An 18,592-nucleotide genomic window follows, 5' to 3' on the forward strand; every position below is an offset into this window, starting at 1 on the left:
CTGACCTTTCAGGCAGTTATTGCTCGTTGCCCTCGCCGCCCGCTTGCGGCATCCTGCGCCTCCATTTTCTGACCCGGCCGCGCTTTGTGGCACGCACCTCACCATGACCGCCTCTGATAAAGCCCCGCGCAACAACGATCTGATCTACGGCCTCAACGACCGTCCGCACCTGACCGCCACCGTGTTTGCGGCGTTGCAGCACGTGCTGGCGAGTTTCGTCGGCATCATCACCCCCACCCTGATCATGGGCGGCGCCCTCGGCCTGCAGAGTGAAATCCCCTACCTGATCAGCATGGCGCTGTTCGTCTCGGGCCTGGGCACGTTTGTCCAGGCCAAGCGCTTCGGCCCGGTCGGTTCGGGGCTGCTGTGTCTGCAAGGCACCAGTTTTTCCTTTATCAGCGTCATTCTCAGCGCCGGGTTCATGGTCAAGGCGCGTGGCGGCGGCACCGACGAAATCCTCTCGACCATCTTCGGCGTGTGCTTTTTCGCGGCGTTCATTGAAGTGGTGCTCAGTCAGTTCATCGGCAAGCTGCGCATGCTGATTACCCCGGTGGTCACGGGGACGATCATCACGCTGATGGGCCTGTCGCTGATCAAAGTCGCCATGACCGACATCGCCGGCGGCTTCGGCGCGGCGGATCTGGGCGCGGCCAGCCATATAGCCCTGGCGGCGCTGGTGATTGGCACCATCGTGGTGCTGAACCGCGTCGACGTGCCGTTCCTGCGGCTGGGCGCGATCGTCATCGGCCTGACCCTCGGCTACGGGGTGGCGTGGTTGATGGGCACGGTGGACTTCGCCTCGATGCCGGAAGTACCGCTGGTCAGCGTGCCCGTGCCGTTCAAGTACGGTTTCAACTTCGACTGGGTCGCGTTCGTCCCGGTGGCAGTAATTTTCCTCGTCTCGCCGCTGGAGGCGGCGGGTGATTTGACGGCCAATTCGATGATTTCCCGGCAACCGGTGAAAGGGCCGCTGTACATTCGGCGGATCAAGTCGGGGCTGCTCGCGGACGGCCTGAACTCGGCGATGGCCGCGGTGTTCAACAGCATGCCGATGGTCACGTTCGCGCAAAACAACGGCGTGATTCAGCTGACCGGCGTCGCCAGCCGTTATGTTGCGTTCTTCATCGCCGGTCTGCTGGTGCTGCTGGGGCTGTTCCCGATGATTGGCGCGGTGCTGCAACTGATGCCCAAACCCGTGCTCGGCGGCGCTGAACTGGTGATGTTCGGCACCGTGGCCGTGGCCGGGATCAAGATCCTCGCCGAGGCCGGCCTGCATCGGCGCAACATGCTGATCGTAGCGATTTCCCTCGGCATGGGCCTGGGCATTGCTGCCGTGCCCGAGGTGCTGCGTGAGTTGCCGCAAGCGCTGCGCAACATCTTCGAATCGCCGATCACCGTCGGGGCGTTGTGCGCTATCGTGCTGAACATCTTCCTGCCAGAAGAGTTCATCGAGCTGGAAGAAGACGATTTCGACCCGGAAGCCTCTATTCTTCAAGTCATGGAGAACCCGGACATGCCGGCCAAGGGTGAACCTGCCCCATCGGCGGCTGTCGCACAGTTGAACCGCTGACTCCGGGCCTCGACAAAAAGGGCTGCACCGGCAACGGTTCAGCCCTTTTTTCGAGAGAGTATTTATGCGCCGCGTCCACGCCGTCATCCTGTCGCTACTGCTGCTGTCGCTCAGTGCCTGCGCGCTGTTTCCCCATCGCGATCCGGTGAACATCAACGTGGTCGGCCTCGAACCGCTGCCGAGCCAGGAACTGGAGGTGCGCTTCGCCATCAAGCTGCGCGTGCAGAATCCCAACGAAACCGCCATCGACTACAACGGCATCGCCCTGGATCTGGAAGTCAACGGCCATTCGCTGGCGTCAGGTGTGAGCGATCAGAGCGGCTCGATCCCACGTTTTTCGGAAACCGTGGTGACGGTCCCGGTCAGCGTTTCGGCGTTTTCGGTACTGCGCCAGACATTGGGCCTGAGCCAGACGCAAAGCCTCGACAATCTGCCCTACGTGCTACGTGGCAAACTGGCGGGTGGGTTGTTTGGCACAATGCGCTTTACCGATAGCGGCAAGCTGAGTTTGCCCAAGGCCAGTGCTGCGACCTGGTAGCCAGTCGCGCACACATCTGAGCGGTCTACTCCTGATCGTGGAAGCAACACAAAACCATTGTAGGAGTGAGCCTGCTCGCGATAGCGGTGTGCCAGGCGATAAAGATTTATCTGATAAACCGATATCGCGAGCAGGCTCACTCCTACAGGACCTTCCTCAGCCTTAGGTTTAGGTGTTGAAACGCACCCCCGGCTTGGCCCGTTCATCGACGGACAACTCAAACACATCCGGCCGCGCATAATGGCCGACCACGTCATAGTCGTAGCGGGCACGGATCAACTCGTCAGTATCAATTTCAGCGGTCAGCAGCCCCGCCTCACCGCGCAGTGGCCCGGCCAGCACATCGCCCATCGGCCCGACGATCACGCTACCGCCGGCGATCAAGGGGCGATCCGCAGGCCAGTTGGCAATCTCCACGCCCAGCTCATTTGGCGATGCCTGCACCTGACAGGCGCTGACCACAAAGCAGCGCCCCTCGTGGGCAATGTGGCGCATGCTCACTTGCCACATCTCGCGCTCGTCCACGGTCGGTGCGCACCAGATTTCGACCCCCTTGGCGTACATCGCCGTGCGCAGCAACGGCATCATGTTTTCCCAGCAGACCACCGCGCCGAGCTTGCCGACCTGGGTGTCGAGCACCGGCAGGGTCGAGCCGTCGCCCTTGCCCCAGATCAGCCGCTCGGTGCCGGTGGGCATGAGTTTGCGGTGTTTGGCCACCAGTCCGGCGTGCGGATCGAAGTACAGCGCCGTGCAATACAAGGTGCTGCCGGCGCGTTCGATCACACCGATCACCAGATTCGCCCCGGTGCGGGCTGACAGCCCCGCCAGCGCTTCGGTTTCTGCGCCAGGCACATCAATGGCATTGGCGAAATACCGCGCATAGGCCTCGCGCCCCTCGGGCAAGCGATAGCCCAGTTGCGTGCCGAACCCCTCGCCTTTCGGATAACCACCGAGCAGCGCTTCGGGCATTACCACAAGCGCGGCGCCGGATTCGGCGATGGCGTTCTCCCAGTCGAGGATCTGTTCCAGGGTTTCGCCTTTGCCACCGGGCAAGGCGCCGATTTGCAGCGCGGCGACGATTGATTTGGGCATTGCGGTACTCCATCAGGTTCAGAGGTTGCCGATTCTGCGGCGCCACGCGATCATGAATAAAGACCGAATCACTGCTGAATGATATGAGCCAAATGAATATCGCCGACATCGATCTCAACCTGCTGAAAGTCTTCGAAGCGCTGCATGAAGAATCCAGTGCCAGCCGCGCCGCGCTGCGCCTGGGTGTGACGCAATCGGCGGTCAGCGCGGCGCTGCGGCGTTTGCGCGAGGTTTATGGCGATCAGCTGTTCGTGCGCACCGGTCGTGGCTTGGCGCCGACGCTGCAAGCCAATCAGTTGAAACCGGTGGTCAGCGAGGCGCTGAACAAATGTCGGCAAAGCCTGGCGATGGTCGATCCGGCGGCGCAAGCGTACGACGGTCGTTCGATCACGATTGGTCTTTCGGATGATTTCGAAATCGCTTACGGCCGACGCCTGATCGAGGCAATCGCCCGCCAAGCGCCGAAACTGCGGCTGATTTTTCGCCAGACCCACAGCCAGATTGTTGCCCGTGCCCTGATGGAGCGCAGCATTGACCTGGCAATCACCGCCGGTGGCTTTGCCGAGCGTCTGCTCAGCCGGCAGGTGTTGGGCGAAGGCGGATACGCCTGTCTGGTCGACGCCGACAGTCTGGAATCCGGCCAGGAGGACATCGGCTTGCAAGAGTTTGTTGCCCGCGAGCACATTCTGGTGTCGTCCGGCGGGTTTATCGGAATTACCGATGAAGGATTGGCCGCGCTGGGCCTGAGTCGACAGGTGTGCGCCTCGACCACGCATTTCGCCGCGCTGCCGTATTTGCTCAAGGGCAGTCGGGCCGTGGCGACGATTCCCGCGCACGCGGCCGCAAGCATCGCGGCGCTCAGCGGCCTGGCGCTGCTGCCCTGCCCGCTGAAGCTGCCGCGTTATCCGATCGAATTGGGCTGGCGCACCAGCACGCGGGTCGATCCGCTGGTGGTCAAGGTCCGCGAGGCGATTGCCGCGACGTTTGTCTGAAGCGCTACTTGTTCGCGGCCATCAGTCGATTGACTTCACTGCGCACCATGTTGGCAAATTCCGGTGGCGACATGCCGTCCAGCTCGGCACGGACCCACTCGGCCCATTTGCCCTTGCGCTTGCCCCGCTCGCCAAACAACCGCGCGGCTTCGCCTTTGGCCTTGCCCAGATTGTTTTGCCAGAGTTCGAACAGACGGGATTTCTCATCTTCCAGCGCGGCGCGCTCGGCGAGGGATTTGTCGGCCAGATTGAAACTCATGGGGAATTATCCTGCTGCGTAAAATGACGACATCTTACACGCTCGACAGAAATCTCCCGCGCAGGTTTTTGTGCGTGGGCTAAATTACGTGCAACTTTTCGCCCCGCGCCACACTCCATTAGTCACTGTCCATTCACCTGCAAGGAGTCACCCAATGGCCCGCAAATCCGCCGCGCAAGCCGCTGAAGAGCAAATCAAGGATCAAGCCTTCAGCGAGCTTCAGGCCCTGATCGAAGAATCGGACAAACTGCTCAAGAGCAGCGCCTCGCTGGTCGGCGAAGAAGCGGAAACGCTGCGCGCACAAATCGCCCTGAAACTGCAGCAGGCGCTGGACTCGGTGTCCAGCGTGCGTGATCGCACAAAACCGGCAGTCGAAGCCACTGAGAATTATATCGGCGGGCATCCGTGGCAGACCGTGGCGATCTCCGCCGGGTTCGGTCTGGTGGTAGGGTTGTTGCTCGGGCGTCGTTGAGTCTGGCGTAGATGAAAAAGGCGAACCTCGCGGTTCGCCTTTTTTGTTGCCGCAATTTCCTCAGGCGCCTGACTGCCCTGCCAGTTCGCGCAACTGCGCCAGCGTTGCCTCGTCCAGCACAATCCCTTGCGCCAGCGATCTGGCGCGCTGCTGATGTCGGCGATCGCCCGGCAACCGCTTGAGCCCGACACCGTGCATCTGCCGCACCAGCTCTTCACTGCGCTCGGCAAAGCTTTGCCCCGCCGCCTTGCTCGGGTCAATGACGATCATAAGTTGGCCGGTCCACGGCGTTTTCGCCCCGGGATGGTTCGACCAGTCGAACTCAAAGGAGAAGTTGCCGCCGGTCAGCGCCGCAGCCAGCAACTCGACCATCATCGACAGCGCCGAGCCCTTGTGCCCGCCAAACGGCAGCAACGCGCCGCCTTCCAGAATGGCGCGTGGGTCCTGGGTCGGTTGGCCGAGACCGTCGACGCCCATGCCGACCGGCAGTTTTTCGCCCTTGCGCGCAGCGATCTGCACGTCACCGTGGGCGATGGCGCTGGTGGCCAGGTCGAAAACGATCGGTGCGGCGCCGGCCCGGGGTGCAGCGAAGGCAATCGGGTTGGTGCCGAACAACGGCCGGTCGGCGCCATGGGGCACCACGCAGGTCATGCTGTTGACCACGCTGAGCGCCACCAGGCCTTCGTCGGCGAACGGTTCGACGTCCGGCCACAGCGCGGCGAAGTGATGCGAATTGCGAATCGCCAACACGGCGATGCCCGCGTGCCGCGCCTTTTCGACCAGCAACGGCCGAGCGGCGGCCAGGGCCGGCTGGGCGAAACCGTTACCGGCATCGACGCGCACGAATCCGGGGGCGACGTCTTCGATTTGCGGCACCGCCTGTCCGTTGACCCAGCCACTATTAAGAGTCGAGACGTAACCAGGAATGCGAAACACGCCATGGCTGTGCGCGCCATCACGCTCAGCGCCGGCACAGTTGGCGGCCAGCACTCGCGCGACTTCCGCAGAGGTGCCATGCCGCAGGAAAATCGTTTCAAGCAATTGCGTCAGCGCTTCGAGAGACAACGAGGACGAGACAACCGAGGACACATGATCGTGTGGCGCAGACATCTGAAGCTCCAGAATGATTATTGGAGGGAACAACAGCGTACGAACGACTTGCCCAGCGATTAACCATGGCGCAGCTGTCGGCTGTCAACCCTTCGATGACACGACAATCAAGGACTCGCCTGACTGCACATTTCAATCCGGCGTGTGCGGTAACTATCTACCGCCAGTCGCTGAGGCCGCCTAATTATTCTGACGATCCCGCCCCATGGCGCCCTCGTTCAGAGTCCCGATGATGCCCAGTTCGACTGCTCCACTGCTGTTTCCAGACATTCTTCAATCCCCAGGCCAGCGGGCTGCCTCGGGTTCCACCCACGCCCTCGGCAGCGAAGACCTTGCGTGGCTCGCCCACGTGAAACTGGCCACCCACTCCCTGCGCATCGCGCAAACACCGCCGATGTTGGCCGAACGCATTCTGCTCAACGCAGACAAGCAACTGGCTGTCCCCTTGGCCGGCAGCTTCATGCTCAGCTCCAGCGCGAATGGCCATGGCGCGTTTCTGTACACCCCTTACGATGGCCTGAAAAAATTCAGCGATGCCCCAGCGCTGGTCGCTGCCCTGCAAACGCGCCTGGACAAGGCGAAGGACACGGATGATCTACTCGCGTTTCTCACCCTGTCACGGCGCAAGGAGCTGATAGATAAGGAATCCATTACGCTGAGCCGCGAAACGATTGAGGGGGATGTATTCGAAGATCAGAAAGCCGCGATCAACGAATCCCAGGAGGCCTGCGCACGCGATCTGCTGGATGAATTAAAGCGTCTGCCTTCACTCACCGCATTGCTGGAAAAAATTCTCGACGAACTGCTCAAGCCCCACTTTGCCGGCTTGCGACAGTCACATACCCGGGTCCGATTTTTCGCGGATACCCCGACGCTCTCCACGCAAAACAGGCAATTGCTCGCTTCGCTGTCGCTGAGTGAGGCGCTGCTGCTGCATTTCCACCGTCAGGGCTGGCCGCCGGGTCAGACCGTCGAGTTTGCCAATCCGGGCCGTTCAAGCGTGGCGGCCGACCAGATCGCCTGGGGCAATGCGATCAAGTCCGCGTCCGGCGAGCTGACCATGCTGCTGTTTCGACAGCTGGAGCTGTTCTGGAATGCCGCCTCGTTCGAGGGTTCGCCCCGCCGTACATTCTTCAGCCAGACGTTACAGGACCAGGCACGTGCCCAACTGATGATCAAACGCGAGTCGGCACTTCTCTCGGCCACCGAGTTTGACGCCCTGCACTGCTTGATCCGGGAGCCGAGCGGACCGGTGCGCAAGCCGACTTTCAAAACCGTGTGTTTACGCGACGAGACTGGCGCTGTCGAACTGTCCGGCTCGCTGATGACCAGCCATGACAAGGCTTGGCTCTACCGCCCCAGCCAAGGCTGGCAAGCATTCAGCAACGACGCCGCACTTAAACAAATGCTGATCGCCACACTCACAGTGGCCGGCCAGGAAGACGAACTGTATGGGCTGATGAATCTGGAGGAGCGCAAACGTTACCTTGGTTTCGCCAACGCACAGGTGGCCGGAGAGCGCATCGCTGGCGAAATCATGACGGCACTGTTTGAGGCGATCATCACCAAACAACGCCAGAACGTCGAATTCGCCTTGGAGCAATTTCGCCAGGGTGCACGCACTACCGATGTTCATGCGCTTTTTGACAAGGCTCTGGACATCCGCTCGATGCTCCACGAGCGCCTGCTCAAACTTGACGTCGATGGGCGCTGGAGCACCCGTCCAATTGATTCCAACACGCCGCCAACCTCGCTCGCGCAGGTCGACAAGGCAGCGCAACTGGCGAAAACGCTCGGACAGACTCTGGACAATCTCACCAGCGTTTTCAAAGTTCAGCCGACCCTCAGCAGCACCGAACAGCGTGTTTTTCTCCAAAGCAATCGCTGGAAACTGGCGCAGGCCTTCGAGGATGGGCTGCGCGCTGAAGCGCAGATCAGGAACCTCAGCGGTTCATGGCTGGCGGCAGAACGCGACATCGTCGATTGCGTGTTCGACACGAAACTCAGCACACGTACGGATCGCCAGACGCTCAATGGCTTTCGGCCGGACGCTTGGTCACTGACCCTTACCCGCACAGACCAAAGTGGCGAATTACCGCTTGCCCATTGCCTCCTGTTGACCGAACGCGGCGGCATGGACGTCGAGCATTCAGGGCGCGCCATTCTGTGGACCCCGGCCATCGGCCTGGAATCGTTCGACAACATCGATATTGCGAAAACGCAATTGCAGCAGCGGCTCGACAACAATAACCAGAGTCAGACAGTGCTGGAGAACCTGGCAGTTGAGCAACGTCGACTGGATCAGCAGTACACACTGGGCACTTTTCAGTTGATTGAGGGCAAGGTATCAACCGATCGCATGCAATCGGCCATTGAACATTTCCTCGCTCATTGCGAAGTGTTACGCACCTGCAGCAAGCATCCGGACATGCCGGCAAACTATCTCGATCGACTGACAGACATCGTTATCGAAACCAATCTGCGCCGGGCAGTGCAGCTCGCGCAGGCCCTTTCTGGTCACCTCGACTTCCCCGACTGGTTGCGCAAAGCGCCAGTGGCCGAACAAACCACGCAACTGCACTTGCTTGATCAATGGCGACGCAGTGTTATCGACGGCAAGGATTTTCTCGAAAATGTCCCGACGTTGGCCTCTCATGTCGAGCAGACACTGAAAACATTACTCGACAGCCGATTCCCGAATAACGGACTCAAGCCCCAGGATATCCAGATTACGCCTAATCTGGCGCTGGCCGGGCCTGCCTGCCATCTACTCGATTTTGCCTTGCAGCACTTCAACATCGCGCAAGGCACTGGCTTCAAAGTGGCTTCGAACACGACCACAGCGTTACCCGCAAAGCTCGATCAGTCAGCGGTACGACAACTGCTGCAATCGCTCCGGATTACCACCGCCTACACTGACAAAGTGGTGCAGGCGCTGTCAGGTGACAGTGCTTCTGCCAGTACCAGCAAAGAACGCTTTGTGCGTCAGTTACCCTGGCAAATGATGCAGCACGCACACTCGTTGAAATTGCAACAACAGTTGTCGGACACCGGGTATGACTTCATTTGCCAGGTTATGGACATGCCCGACGGGATAGCGCGTGCGACGGTGGAAGGCGCTCACGCCATCGTTAGCCCGTTGTCATTGATCAACACCGGCAGCGCAGACTTTGTCGACACGCTTGGGCTGTATGTCATCGGGCCGGACACCGGGCACACAGGCCCATGCGTGCTCTATGCGCCGTACGCGAGTGAAGTATTTCGAGAATTCGAGAGTGACGTGCAGTTGATCGAAGCCTTGAATGCGCCCGGGGATTTTCAGGAACTAATCATCCGCCGTCTGCCTTCCGCGCAACAAGCGATCTTCAGGAGTCGGTTGGAAACAACCGTTGGCAAAGCCTGCGACATCAAGCTTCAACGTTCGCCCATCACGGGCAATCTGTTGGAGCGATTACACAAGGACACCCTCAGCCTCTTAACCCAATTGCTTAAATGCCAGCCGCAGGTAAACGCGCAATCGGACTGGGAAGCTGTGAAGTGTCTCTTGCGTCATGGCGTTCATCTGGTTCCGCACGTGTTGCCAGGTAAACTCGCTTCTTTGTTTTTCCTTTGGAAAAGCTACGAGGATTTCAAAAAATCCGCCGAAGGACTGCAGGACCACCATTGGGCGAACGCCGTGAAAAACTTCATCGCCGGCGGGATAACCCTGGCCAGTCTGGGGCGCCTGTCCTGGGAAACCGAAGCAGAACAGGAAACGGCCGAATTTGCCTCTCAAGCGCAGGCTCCGGTATCGACCGCTGGCGAAACTGCCGGCGAGACGACAATAAAAGCCGCTGCACGCTGGGCAAAAGTATCACCCGTTACGTCCCCTCGCCTTGACTTACAGCGTTTTGAAACCACCACTGCTCTGGAGAAGCTCAAACTCGAGGGCAATAAACTGGTTTACGGGGATGCCGCCGCCACGCACAAGTACGCGGCAATCGCCGGCAAAGTTTATGGAGTCGTCCAGTCTGAAAAAAACTGGTACTTGCGCAAAAAAGACGGGGGGCCAGGGCCGGCCCTTGAACAGAAGAACGCCAGATTAGTATTGGCGCGCGCGGGTCAGCAGGTTCAGCGCTGTCGCTCGAAACAGCGCAACCGTATTCAAACCGAGGTCGAGTCAAGCCGCTCGATCATGATGTACATCCAGGCCAAAGGGATGGCCCAAATCAATCAGCGCTATCCCGCCCGAGCCTTCGTGATACAGCAAGCTGTCGGGCGGGCGCGGAACTATGCACTCAATTGTCTGCATAACTTCGTCATACATCGGGACAACCTCGGTGGCACACGGGTAGAAAGGTTGCTCAGGCATTTCTTCGAAGTACCGCAAGTCACACCCATGCTGCTCAGAAAAATCGAGAAAGTCGTCCTGCCCATTTGCCGCGAGCTGACAGATCCCAAAGACGACTTGCTCTATACCGAGCGTTTTTTCGCCGGTTTGAATACACGCTACAGCGACGACACCGTTGCCTTTGTTTTCAAGGAAGACAAACGCAAGATCCTTCACCTGACCGAACATTTTTTTAACCCGTGCATGGATGTCTACACCGATGTATTGCCGCCCAGATTCAATGTCGACTCGCATGCTCGCGCCGTCGCTCTGCTGCACGAGCTTTCGCATCTGATTTGCGATAGCGAAGATCTGGTCTCCGCTGAAGCGATGGCGCCGTTTCCACACCTTATCGATACAACCACTACCAAGGGGGAACGGCTCAAAGAAGACCTCGATAAACAGCGCAAATCCTTGTCGCGCTTCACTGAAGCTTCGCATCTGTTCGCGCACAAGGACGAGAACGGAGTGTGGGTCGATCTCGACAAGTTGCCGGACGCCGCCGATGCCTGCAAAAAAATTCTCAGCGTTACAAAAACCATAAACCTCGCAGATGCGCGTAAAGCCTTCCGCGATCCTCTGGCTGTTGAGGCACGCATTGACGTAATGCTGGCCAACGCTGACTCGATCGCGCTGCTGATCAGCGAAATGGGCAGGGAACTGGACCCGCTTCCGGCGCCGATACCGCTGCCAGCGCCAACGGCGGGCGAAAAAGGAATCACGCAAACCTCGCCATGACAGCCCAAAAAAAAGCGCCGGCGTGACGCCAGCGCTTTTTCTACCCGTAACACTTAGTGGATGAGCCGCCTGGTTAATCCTTTTGGTCGCGCAACACGTTGCCCGACGCCCCGTCAATGCGGAATTCGTAGACGGTGCCGTCGGCCTTGCGCCCCTCGCCTTCCCAGTAACCGTCATTGTCGGCGCCGATTTCATAGACCTCGACGTAGCCGGCCTTGGTCTTGGCAACTTCGATGGCTTTTTCGATGGTGATCCAGCCTGCACCAGGCTTGTCGGCCAGGGCGGTGCCGGCGCCGAGCAGACCGGCGGTGGCAATCAAGGCAGCAAACGTTGTTTTGATCATTTTTTCACTCCATTTATGGATAGTAGGCAGTGCATCCTGTTTTTTTGGGTAGCGCTGCGGAAAATAAGTTCCACTTTTGATGGGCAATTGCCATGACTGCTGTTCTCGGCCACTTCCCGCAAAGGGTAGAATGAGCAAAATCAGGATGACTCAATGACCCAAGACACCCTCTCGGAAGCCGAATACGATGCGATCACCGATGCCGCCGCGCACTGGTGCATGCGTCTGCACGCCGCCGATTGCACGGATGAGGAGCGTGATGCATTCGAACAGTGGCACGCGGCTCATCCGCTGCATGCGTTCGAGTACGAGGCCATGCTCGAAGTCTGGGAGGTCGCTGAGCACTTGCCTCGCCCGACCCCAGCGCTCACTGCCGCGCCGCGCCAGCCTTCGCGCACATGGCGCCAGTACGTTGCGGTCGCCGCAGCGTGCGCGCTCGCACTGCCTCTGGCGGCCTATGCCGGCTGGAATCTTGGCTGGTTGCCCAACAGCCATGAGCATTTCTCCGCCACCGACGAGGTGCGTCGAGTCACCCTCAGTGACGGCAGCGAGCTGGAACTGAACCTCAACACCGATCTGACCTTCAGCAACTACAAGGATGAGCGCCGTGTCACGCTGAAAAAAGGCGAGGCATTCTTTACTGTCAGCCACGACCTCGCTCACCCCTTTGTCGTGCGCGCAGGGGAAGGCAAGGTTCGGGTGACCGGCACGCGCTTCAATGTGTGGATGTATGAAGATCAAGTGCGGGTCAACCTGGTCGAAGGCTCGGTGCTGGTGTCCAGCGATCGCGCCCTGCCGGGTGACGGCCTGCGTCTGGGGCCAATGATGCAGGCGCGCTACAAACACGGCGACTACATCCCGCAGATCAGCCAGACCTACCCCGACGATGCAGCGCTGGCCTGGCGCAGCGGCAAACTGGTGCTGGACAATCTGGCGCTGAACGACGCCCTGCCCCTGATCAACCGCTACCTGGCCCACCCCTTGATGCTGGCCGACAGCCGCACCGGTTCGCTTCGCGTGGGCGGCATCTACAACATCAAAGAGCTGAACAACCTCGCCAACAGTCTGCCCAAAGTGCTGCCGGTCTACCTGACGCGCAACAAGGAAGGCAACCCGGTGATCAACTCGATGCCACAACAACCGCCAAAAAGCTGAAGGCCGCAACCCTTCCAGGATGCGGCCCTCAGCTTCGACACCATGAACACGCCGGGAATTACTGAGCGGCGACTTTCCCCGCGTTGCCCGGCGTCTCGCGTACAGTCTGCACCTGATATTGCGGATCAGCCTGAATCTGCTGCTCGGTAAACGGCAGCACACTCCACCGCTTCTTCGAAAACGCCTCGGTCTGATCCCGCGAATACTTCGACGCCGGATCGCTAGACAGCGAAAACGCCAGCAACCCCTGGGCGTGCGGACCGTTTTCATCGAACGTCACGACTTGCAGATAACTGGTACCGCTGACCACTTCGAACTTGCCGTCCTCACGAGGCACGCTCTGAATCGCGTTGTAAATTCCCAACGTGCCCGGCCCGCCGTGAATAGGCGTCTGTTGCCCGCCACTGCTGACGACCTGGATGTCGCCCCAACGGCTTTGCGGCTTGAGGCCCATTTTCGCAGTCGACTCGACCGACGCCAGCATCGCCTCACGCAACGCCTCGGCCACCACTGGCTGCTCGATCGCCAGACCGCGCGGCGTGTGCCGGGCATCGTTGGGATCGAACGCGACACGCCAGAGATCCGGCAAATCCTGCAGCGCCTGCATGATGTTGTGGAAATGCACCAGCCCCACCCCCGAATCCAGATTGGCCCGACCGTCCCAGGCCTTGAGACTGGCGCAAAGCGGTTTCAGCGCCTGCGCATTGGCACCGAGGCTCGCGGCACAGAACTTCAGCAGATCCGGCATCACCTGGGTGGCCAGATACACCTGATCATCCATCACCATGTGCTGCAAATCCTTCACTGCCAGCGGACCTTTCTTGCTCAACGTGGCTAGACGATCCAGCGCAAAACGCGAGCGCCAGCCCAGCGGTTGACCGTCCTGACTGATCAGCGGTGAAAAACCGCTCAGCGGTTGCGCCGGGTTGGCCAGCCATGCCGAGTCATTGGAATGCTGGACGAAGTCTTTACGCAGCAATTGCGGCAATTGGCTGGCGGCATAAATGCCCTTCTGCGCGGCGTGCGGGTCGACGTCCCAGGCGCAGGCGCTGTTGGAGCCATCCAGCACAATCAGTTGCGTGCCAGTTCGCGGATCGCTGCACTGCGCGAGTTTGTCAGCACTGACGTTGGGCACCACCGACAGGTTCATGTACAGCGTCTGCCCCTGGTCATCGACGGCCAGCGTATTGACCCACGGTATGCCTTGGATCTTGTGCACCGAATCCTGCAACTGCTGGAGCGTGGACGTCTGATTCATCGCGTACCACTGATTCAACACCCGGTCATTCTCCAGGTTGGCATCGCGCAGGCTATAGGCGTATTGCTTGTCCCAATCGAGCTTGCCCGGCCACTGCACAATCGGCCCGAACTGAGAACTGTAGATGTCACGCGAGACCGCCACCACCTGCCCGTCAGCCTGTTTGACCTGCACGGTCACGGTCTGCTTGTTCATCGGCAGCGACTTGCCGTCGAGCAGGTAGCGCGTCGAGTCTTTCGGATCGAGTTGCAAGCGATACAAGGTGAAATGTTTAGATGAATCGACCGTGTGCGTCCAGGCCAGGTGCTGGTTAAAGCCAATATTGATCAACGGCAGACCGGGCAAGGCAGCTCCCATGACGTCGAGCTTGCCCGGAATGGTCAGGTGCATCTGATAAAACCGCATCCCGCCGACCCACGGAAAATGCGGATTGGCCAACAACATCCCGCGCCCGTTGAACGAACGCTCACTGCCCACAGCCACCGCATTACTGCCGCGATCCAGAGCAAAGCGTTGCTGACGCGCATCAGCCAATTGATAAGCCTGCCTATCGTGTTCGACCGCCGCTGTCGCTTGCGGCGGCGTAGCGCCGGCCAAGGCCTCGGCAAACTGCCCGACACCGCCCTCGACCAGCAAACGTCGGGTCAGCTTGACCAGATCCTGCGGTGCAATCTGGCGCACCCACTCGCCCTGGCACTGTTGTGGCAAACCCTGCTGACGGCGCTCGTCCAGATAACGGTTGTAACCGGCAGCGTAGCCTTCGACCAGATCCCGAACCTGAGCCGGTTGAGCCTGCCAGAAGGTGTCGACCGCCTCGGGGGTATTGAGCCAATTGAAGAACACATCGCTGACACGGTTTTCACGCTCTTCGACGGTGAACTGATCCGGACCGAAGTAACGTGAACGCTGGCCATTGACCGTCACGATCTCGTTCGCCAGCAGGCACAGGTTGTCCTGCGCATAGGCATAACCAATACCGAACCCAAGCCCGCGCTCATCGTGCGCACGAATATGCGGCACACCAAAAGCGGTACGGCGAATATCGGCACTGACCTCACCGGCCGGGCTCAATGCATGAGCTGAACAACTCAGGCTGAAAAACACGCTGGCAAAGGTCAGCCCGGTTAATTGTCTGGAAATCGTCACGCTTGCTCCTGATCGACATGCCAACGAACGGACCAGACGCCGCAAACAAGGCGTACGGCGGATCCGCCCTGGAAACACCCCTGCGTCCACGCGCAATGAGCCTGTCGAAGAAACGAAGCTGGAAGAAAAAATTTAATGAGTTCCTGTCATTCGGGAAACAGAGCAGGTTCGGTCAATGGGTTCGAGTTCAGTCAGTAGCAGCATGGGTGGCTGTCAGGACGCCTTCGCGAGCAGGCTCGCTCCTACAGTGGGATTGTGGTGGGTCAGGAGGATATGGGTCGGCTGGAAGGCCGCTTTCGCTGGCAGGCCAGCACCCACAGTTGGGGTTGGGTGAATCTGATGGAGATGAGGCGGCTGGTTGGCCGTCATCGCGAGCAGGCTCACTCCTACAGTGGGATTGTGGTGGGTCAGGAGGATATGGGTCGGCTGGAAGGCCAGCTCCCACAGTTGGGATTGGGTGAATTTGATGGAGATGAGGCGGCTGGTTGGCCGTCATCGCGAGCAGGCTCATTCCTACAGTGGGATTGTGGTGGGTCAGGAGGATATGGGTCAGTTGGCAGGCCAGCTCCCACAGTTGGGATTGGGTGAATCTGATGGAAATGAGGCGGCTGGTTGGCCGTCATCGCGAGCAGGCTCACTCCTACAATGGGATTGTGGTGTGCCAGGAGGATATGGGTCGGCTGGAAGGCCGCCTTCGCTGGCAAGCCAGCTCCCACAGAAAAGCAAAAACAAAAGCAAAGCAAACCGCGTTGGCTTCTAACCACTCATCACGATGAGCGTTAGCTCAAGTACCGCTTTTGCTTCTCACCACTCAACACGATGAGCGTTAGCTCAAGTACCGCTTTTGCTTCTCACCACTCAACACAATGAGCGTTAGCTCGAGTAAGGCTCTTGATCTTGATGCACGGCGCCCGTCGGAAGGCTGAGCGGAGGGATTGATCCGGGCGTGGGAGCGCAGCGACCGTACGACGAAGTCGTACACAGCGGAAGGAGGTGCAGCGAAGCAAACCGGAAACGCTGCGCCCGGATCGATCCCGCAGCGAAGGCACCCCGAGCCTAGGCGAGGGGCCGCACGTCAGGGCAAAAGGCCTTTGGTTACTTTGGGCCCCCAAAGTCACCCGCCGTAAGGGCGGAACCCTAAGCAGCCGTTACCGCAGCAACGGATATGCCCCCAAACCACCCAAAACCTGGTCGGCCCAAAGGCCGCCAAGGTCCCCCACAAAAAAACCACCCCCCCTACACAAAATTTCTACATCTTTTCTTTCATGATTCGCGCCGCTGATACGTCTAGTTCTACAGAGCGCAAAAAAACCCTTCCCGATCAGACGCTGAAAAGGAGTCACCGCATGTACAACTCGCAACTACCAACGGACGGTAGCCAGGCGCCACAAGGAGTCTCCATGAGCCCACACGCGAGCGATTTCGGACAGCGCGGCGAACGTCACGCCAACGACCGCATCCGCCTGTTGCTCAAGAGCTTCGGCCTGCGCACCAGCCTGATCCGCCTGAAAGTCATCGACGCACTGCTGGTCGCCGCCCACAGCAATCGCCGCCTGGGCGTACGCGGCGTGCACAGTCAGTTGCTCGACCTGGACGTTCCACTGTCCTTTCTCAGCGTGCGCGAAGTGCTCAAGCGCCTGTGCGCCGAAGGCGTCATCGTCTTCAATGCCGACAAAAGCTACAGCCTGCATCCACAGGCTGCGGCCGTACTCAATAACGAGTGAGACGCGCGGTAATCGCGGTCAGGGCTTGACCTTGCGGCGCATTACCCCGTTGATCACCACCACGACCACCGCCACGCCGATGGCGATGTACTGAAAGGTCTTCTCACTGATCATCCCGGCGTTCTGCAGCCAGGACAGGCCGAGCATGATCGCCAGTACGGACACGGCGATCAGAATCGAATAAATCAAGCGTTGCTTCTGGGTCATTGCGGTTTCCTGGAACATGGGCTGAATCCGGTTCGTATCCGCTTGCGTGCGGGCGCATATCGCTCTGCGGGTGCGGCGCTGCAAACGGGACCTCATGTTACAGCCGATGAGGCGTTTTGGCTTCATGACGGCACTCACATACGGATTTGCGCAATACACCCAATCGATATACCCACCCAATGCCCGCGCTGTCGCGGGTATTTTTTTGCCTGCGAAATACACTCGCCAAGTTTGTTTAATCAGGCCTTCGCTTAAACAAACTGCAAGCATTTGAAATCTAATGTCGCAGCAAACAACTAGGTGTCGCACACGTCTGGCTCTAGGCTCTCGCCAATTGCGGTTAACTGACAAGGACGTGTAATGCACAGAACTCTTATAAACATCGGACCTCGGCAAATAGCTGTTTTTTGTCTGGCCCTTACTGCGTTTGAACTATTGACTTACATGGCCAGCGACTTGCTGATGCCGGCAATGCTTAGTGTCACTGCCGAACTGCACGCCGATGCGCGTCATGTTCCCCACGCATTCAATCTCTACCTGCTGGGGGGCGTCTGCCTGCAATGGTTGTTGGGGCCATTGTCGGATCGCTGGGGGCGACGACGGCTGCTGCTGATCGGGTGCGCGTTGTTTGGTGCAGCCTGTGCGGCGGCATTCTTCGTCAACAGCATTGAACTGTTCAATCTGCTGCGCCTGCTGCAAGGCATGGGCCTGGGCTTTGTCGTGACGGTCAGCTATCCGGCGCTGCAAGAGGTGTTCTGCGAAGCCGATGCGGTTCGCCTGATGGCCCTGCTTGGCAACGTTGCCTTGCTGTCGCCGTTGCTCGGGCCGCTGCTCGGCGTCGTGCTGCTGCAATGGCTGAGCTGGCGCGAGCTGTTTCTGGGGCTGGGCCTGATGACGGCGCTCGTCTGGCTGGGGCTTTACCTGTATATGCCCGAGACTGTCGGCGTCATTCGCCGCGATGGGCAGCGGTCTATGCCGACTGCCCTCTCCTGGCGCCTCACCGCAAGGCGCTATCGTGCACTGCTGGGCAACCGCCGGTTTCTTTGCGCCAGTCTCTCTCTGGGGCTGATGAGCCTGCCGCTGATTGCCTGGATCGGCCTGGCGCCGCTGTTGCTCATTCGATTGCAGGGCCTCTCGCCTGTGGAATATGGGCTGTGGCAATTGCCGGTGTTTTCTGCGGTGATCGTCGGCAATCTGATCCTCGACCGACTGCTGCCCACCCACTCCCTGCCACAGTTGATTCAACTGGCGCTCTGGCCATTTTGCCTCGGACTGCTGGCACTGGCCGGCTGCACGCTGCTCGGCGCCAGCACGGTGTCGGTGGTTGCCAGTCTGGCGCTGTATGCGGTCGGTCTGGGCATGAGCAATGCCGCCGTGTATCGACTGGCGCTGTTTTCCAGCGATGACAGCAAAGGCCTGGTCTCGGCGTTGACCGGGATGATCTCGATTGCCGTGATGGGTCTTGGCGGCTCGCTGATCGCCGTCATCGGGGGTGGCGCACACCTCGGACTTTTCGCCCTCTGCGCTGCGGCCAGCGGCCTGATGTGCCTGCCTTTGTTGTACGGATTACTGCCAGGCACACCCGCTGACTCCGCGTCTGACCAATAAAGGAATATTCC

General features: G+C 59.6%; 14 protein-coding genes. 8 read left to right on the top strand and 6 right to left on the bottom strand.

From position 1 onward, the window contains the following. Positions 1-103: 103 nt before the first annotated feature. The gene (locus HU739_RS04765) at positions 104-1,570 is read left to right on the top strand and encodes a nucleobase:cation symporter-2 family protein (protein WP_186552435.1); all 1,467 of its coding nucleotides are present in this window, start codon (positions 104-106) and stop codon (positions 1,568-1,570) included. A gap of 64 nt (positions 1,571-1,634) precedes the next feature. Further along, a complete protein-coding gene (locus tag HU739_RS04770) occupies positions 1,635-2,108 on the top strand; it encodes an LEA type 2 family protein (protein WP_186552434.1) in 474 nt (157 codons plus the stop codon). 168 nt (positions 2,109-2,276) lie between these two features. On the opposite strand, the gene HU739_RS04775 is transcribed toward HU739_RS04770, so the two are convergent. Further along, a complete protein-coding gene (locus HU739_RS04775; protein WP_186552433.1) occupies positions 2,277-3,200 on the bottom strand; it encodes a carbon-nitrogen hydrolase family protein in 924 nt (307 codons plus the stop codon). 83 nt (positions 3,201-3,283) lie between these two features. On the opposite strand from HU739_RS04775, the gene HU739_RS04780 reads away from it, so the two are divergent. Beyond that, positions 3,284-4,192: a LysR family transcriptional regulator gene (locus HU739_RS04780; RefSeq protein WP_186552432.1), complete on the top strand. Its 909-nt coding sequence runs from the start codon at positions 3,284-3,286 to the stop codon at positions 4,190-4,192. A gap of 4 nt (positions 4,193-4,196) precedes the next feature. On the opposite strand, the gene HU739_RS04785 is transcribed toward HU739_RS04780, so the two are convergent. Next, entirely contained in the window at positions 4,197-4,451 is a 255-nt protein-coding gene (locus tag HU739_RS04785; protein ID WP_007917411.1) for a hypothetical protein, read from the bottom strand. Positions 4,452-4,605: 154 nt separating this feature from the next. Here HU739_RS04785 and HU739_RS04790 point away from each other — a divergent pair, with 154 nt between their 5' ends. Continuing rightward, the gene (locus HU739_RS04790; RefSeq protein ID WP_186552431.1) at positions 4,606-4,923 is read left to right on the top strand and encodes a DUF883 family protein; all 318 of its coding nucleotides are present in this window, start codon (positions 4,606-4,608) and stop codon (positions 4,921-4,923) included. A 60-nt stretch (positions 4,924-4,983) separates the two neighbouring features. On the opposite strand, the gene HU739_RS04795 is transcribed toward HU739_RS04790, so the two are convergent. Further along, positions 4,984-6,033 (bottom strand): Ldh family oxidoreductase, encoded by a 1,050-nt coding sequence (locus tag HU739_RS04795; protein ID WP_186552430.1) that lies wholly within the window; start codon positions 6,031-6,033, stop codon positions 4,984-4,986. 349 nt (positions 6,034-6,382) lie between these two features. On the opposite strand from HU739_RS04795, the gene HU739_RS04800 reads away from it, so the two are divergent. Beyond that, positions 6,383-11,140 (top strand): dermonecrotic toxin domain-containing protein, encoded by a 4,758-nt coding sequence (locus HU739_RS04800; RefSeq protein ID WP_225922809.1) that lies wholly within the window; start codon positions 6,383-6,385, stop codon positions 11,138-11,140. A 73-nt stretch (positions 11,141-11,213) separates the two neighbouring features. Here HU739_RS04800 and HU739_RS04805 read toward each other — a convergent pair whose 3' ends face one another. Further along, the gene (locus tag HU739_RS04805; RefSeq protein ID WP_186552429.1) at positions 11,214-11,483 is read right to left on the bottom strand and encodes a PepSY domain-containing protein; all 270 of its coding nucleotides are present in this window, start codon (positions 11,481-11,483) and stop codon (positions 11,214-11,216) included. 153 nt (positions 11,484-11,636) lie between these two features. Here HU739_RS04805 and HU739_RS04810 point away from each other — a divergent pair, with 153 nt between their 5' ends. Further along, positions 11,637-12,638 (top strand): FecR family protein, encoded by a 1,002-nt coding sequence (locus tag HU739_RS04810; protein WP_186552428.1) that lies wholly within the window; start codon positions 11,637-11,639, stop codon positions 12,636-12,638. A 58-nt stretch (positions 12,639-12,696) separates the two neighbouring features. Here HU739_RS04810 and pvdQ read toward each other — a convergent pair whose 3' ends face one another. Continuing rightward, positions 12,697-15,042, bottom strand: a complete 2,346-nt coding sequence (gene pvdQ, locus HU739_RS04815) for a bifunctional acylase PvdQ (RefSeq protein WP_186552427.1) — start codon at positions 15,040-15,042, stop codon at positions 12,697-12,699. 1,346 nt (positions 15,043-16,388) lie between these two features. Here pvdQ and HU739_RS04820 point away from each other — a divergent pair. Then, entirely contained in the window at positions 16,389-16,766 is a 378-nt protein-coding gene (locus HU739_RS04820) for a fe2+ zn2+ uptake regulation protein (protein ID WP_186552536.1), read from the top strand. Positions 16,767-16,784: 18 nt separating this feature from the next. Here the strand turns inward: HU739_RS04820 and HU739_RS04825 are convergent, their stop codons facing one another. Next, positions 16,785-16,973: a hypothetical protein gene (locus HU739_RS04825; RefSeq protein WP_186552537.1), complete on the bottom strand. Its 189-nt coding sequence runs from the start codon at positions 16,971-16,973 to the stop codon at positions 16,785-16,787. Between the two features lie 360 nt (positions 16,974-17,333). On the opposite strand from HU739_RS04825, the gene HU739_RS04830 reads away from it, so the two are divergent. Beyond that, positions 17,334-18,581 carry an MFS transporter gene (locus tag HU739_RS04830; RefSeq protein WP_186552538.1) on the top strand — a complete coding sequence of 416 codons (1,248 nt, stop codon included), beginning with the start codon at positions 17,334-17,336 and terminating at the stop codon, positions 18,579-18,581. The last annotated feature ends 11 nt before the right edge of the window (positions 18,582-18,592 follow it).

Source organism: Pseudomonas hamedanensis, from assembly GCF_014268595.2.
GTDB lineage: Bacteria > Pseudomonadota > Gammaproteobacteria > Pseudomonadales > Pseudomonadaceae > Aquipseudomonas > Aquipseudomonas hamedanensis.

Coding starts and splice junctions, on each gene's coding strand:
- HU739_RS04765 (WP_186552435.1), top strand. CDS start 104: ATGACCGCCTCTGATAAAGCCCCGCGCAACAACGATCTGATCTACGGC.
- HU739_RS04770 (WP_186552434.1), top strand. CDS start 1,635: ATGCGCCGCGTCCACGCCGTCATCCTGTCGCTACTGCTGCTGTCGCTC.
- HU739_RS04775 (WP_186552433.1), bottom strand. CDS start 3,200: ATGCCCAAATCAATCGTCGCCGCGCTGCAAATCGGCGCCTTGCCCGGT.
- HU739_RS04780 (WP_186552432.1), top strand. CDS start 3,284: ATGAGCCAAATGAATATCGCCGACATCGATCTCAACCTGCTGAAAGTC.
- HU739_RS04785 (WP_007917411.1), bottom strand. CDS start 4,451: ATGAGTTTCAATCTGGCCGACAAATCCCTCGCCGAGCGCGCCGCGCTG.
- HU739_RS04790 (WP_186552431.1), top strand. CDS start 4,606: ATGGCCCGCAAATCCGCCGCGCAAGCCGCTGAAGAGCAAATCAAGGAT.
- HU739_RS04795 (WP_186552430.1), bottom strand. CDS start 6,033: ATGTCTGCGCCACACGATCATGTGTCCTCGGTTGTCTCGTCCTCGTTG.
- HU739_RS04805 (WP_186552429.1), bottom strand. CDS start 11,483: ATGATCAAAACAACGTTTGCTGCCTTGATTGCCACCGCCGGTCTGCTC.
- HU739_RS04810 (WP_186552428.1), top strand. CDS start 11,637: ATGACCCAAGACACCCTCTCGGAAGCCGAATACGATGCGATCACCGAT.
- HU739_RS04820 (WP_186552536.1), top strand. CDS start 16,389: ATGTACAACTCGCAACTACCAACGGACGGTAGCCAGGCGCCACAAGGA.
- HU739_RS04825 (WP_186552537.1), bottom strand. CDS start 16,973: ATGACCCAGAAGCAACGCTTGATTTATTCGATTCTGATCGCCGTGTCC.
- HU739_RS04830 (WP_186552538.1), top strand. CDS start 17,334: ATGCACAGAACTCTTATAAACATCGGACCTCGGCAAATAGCTGTTTTT.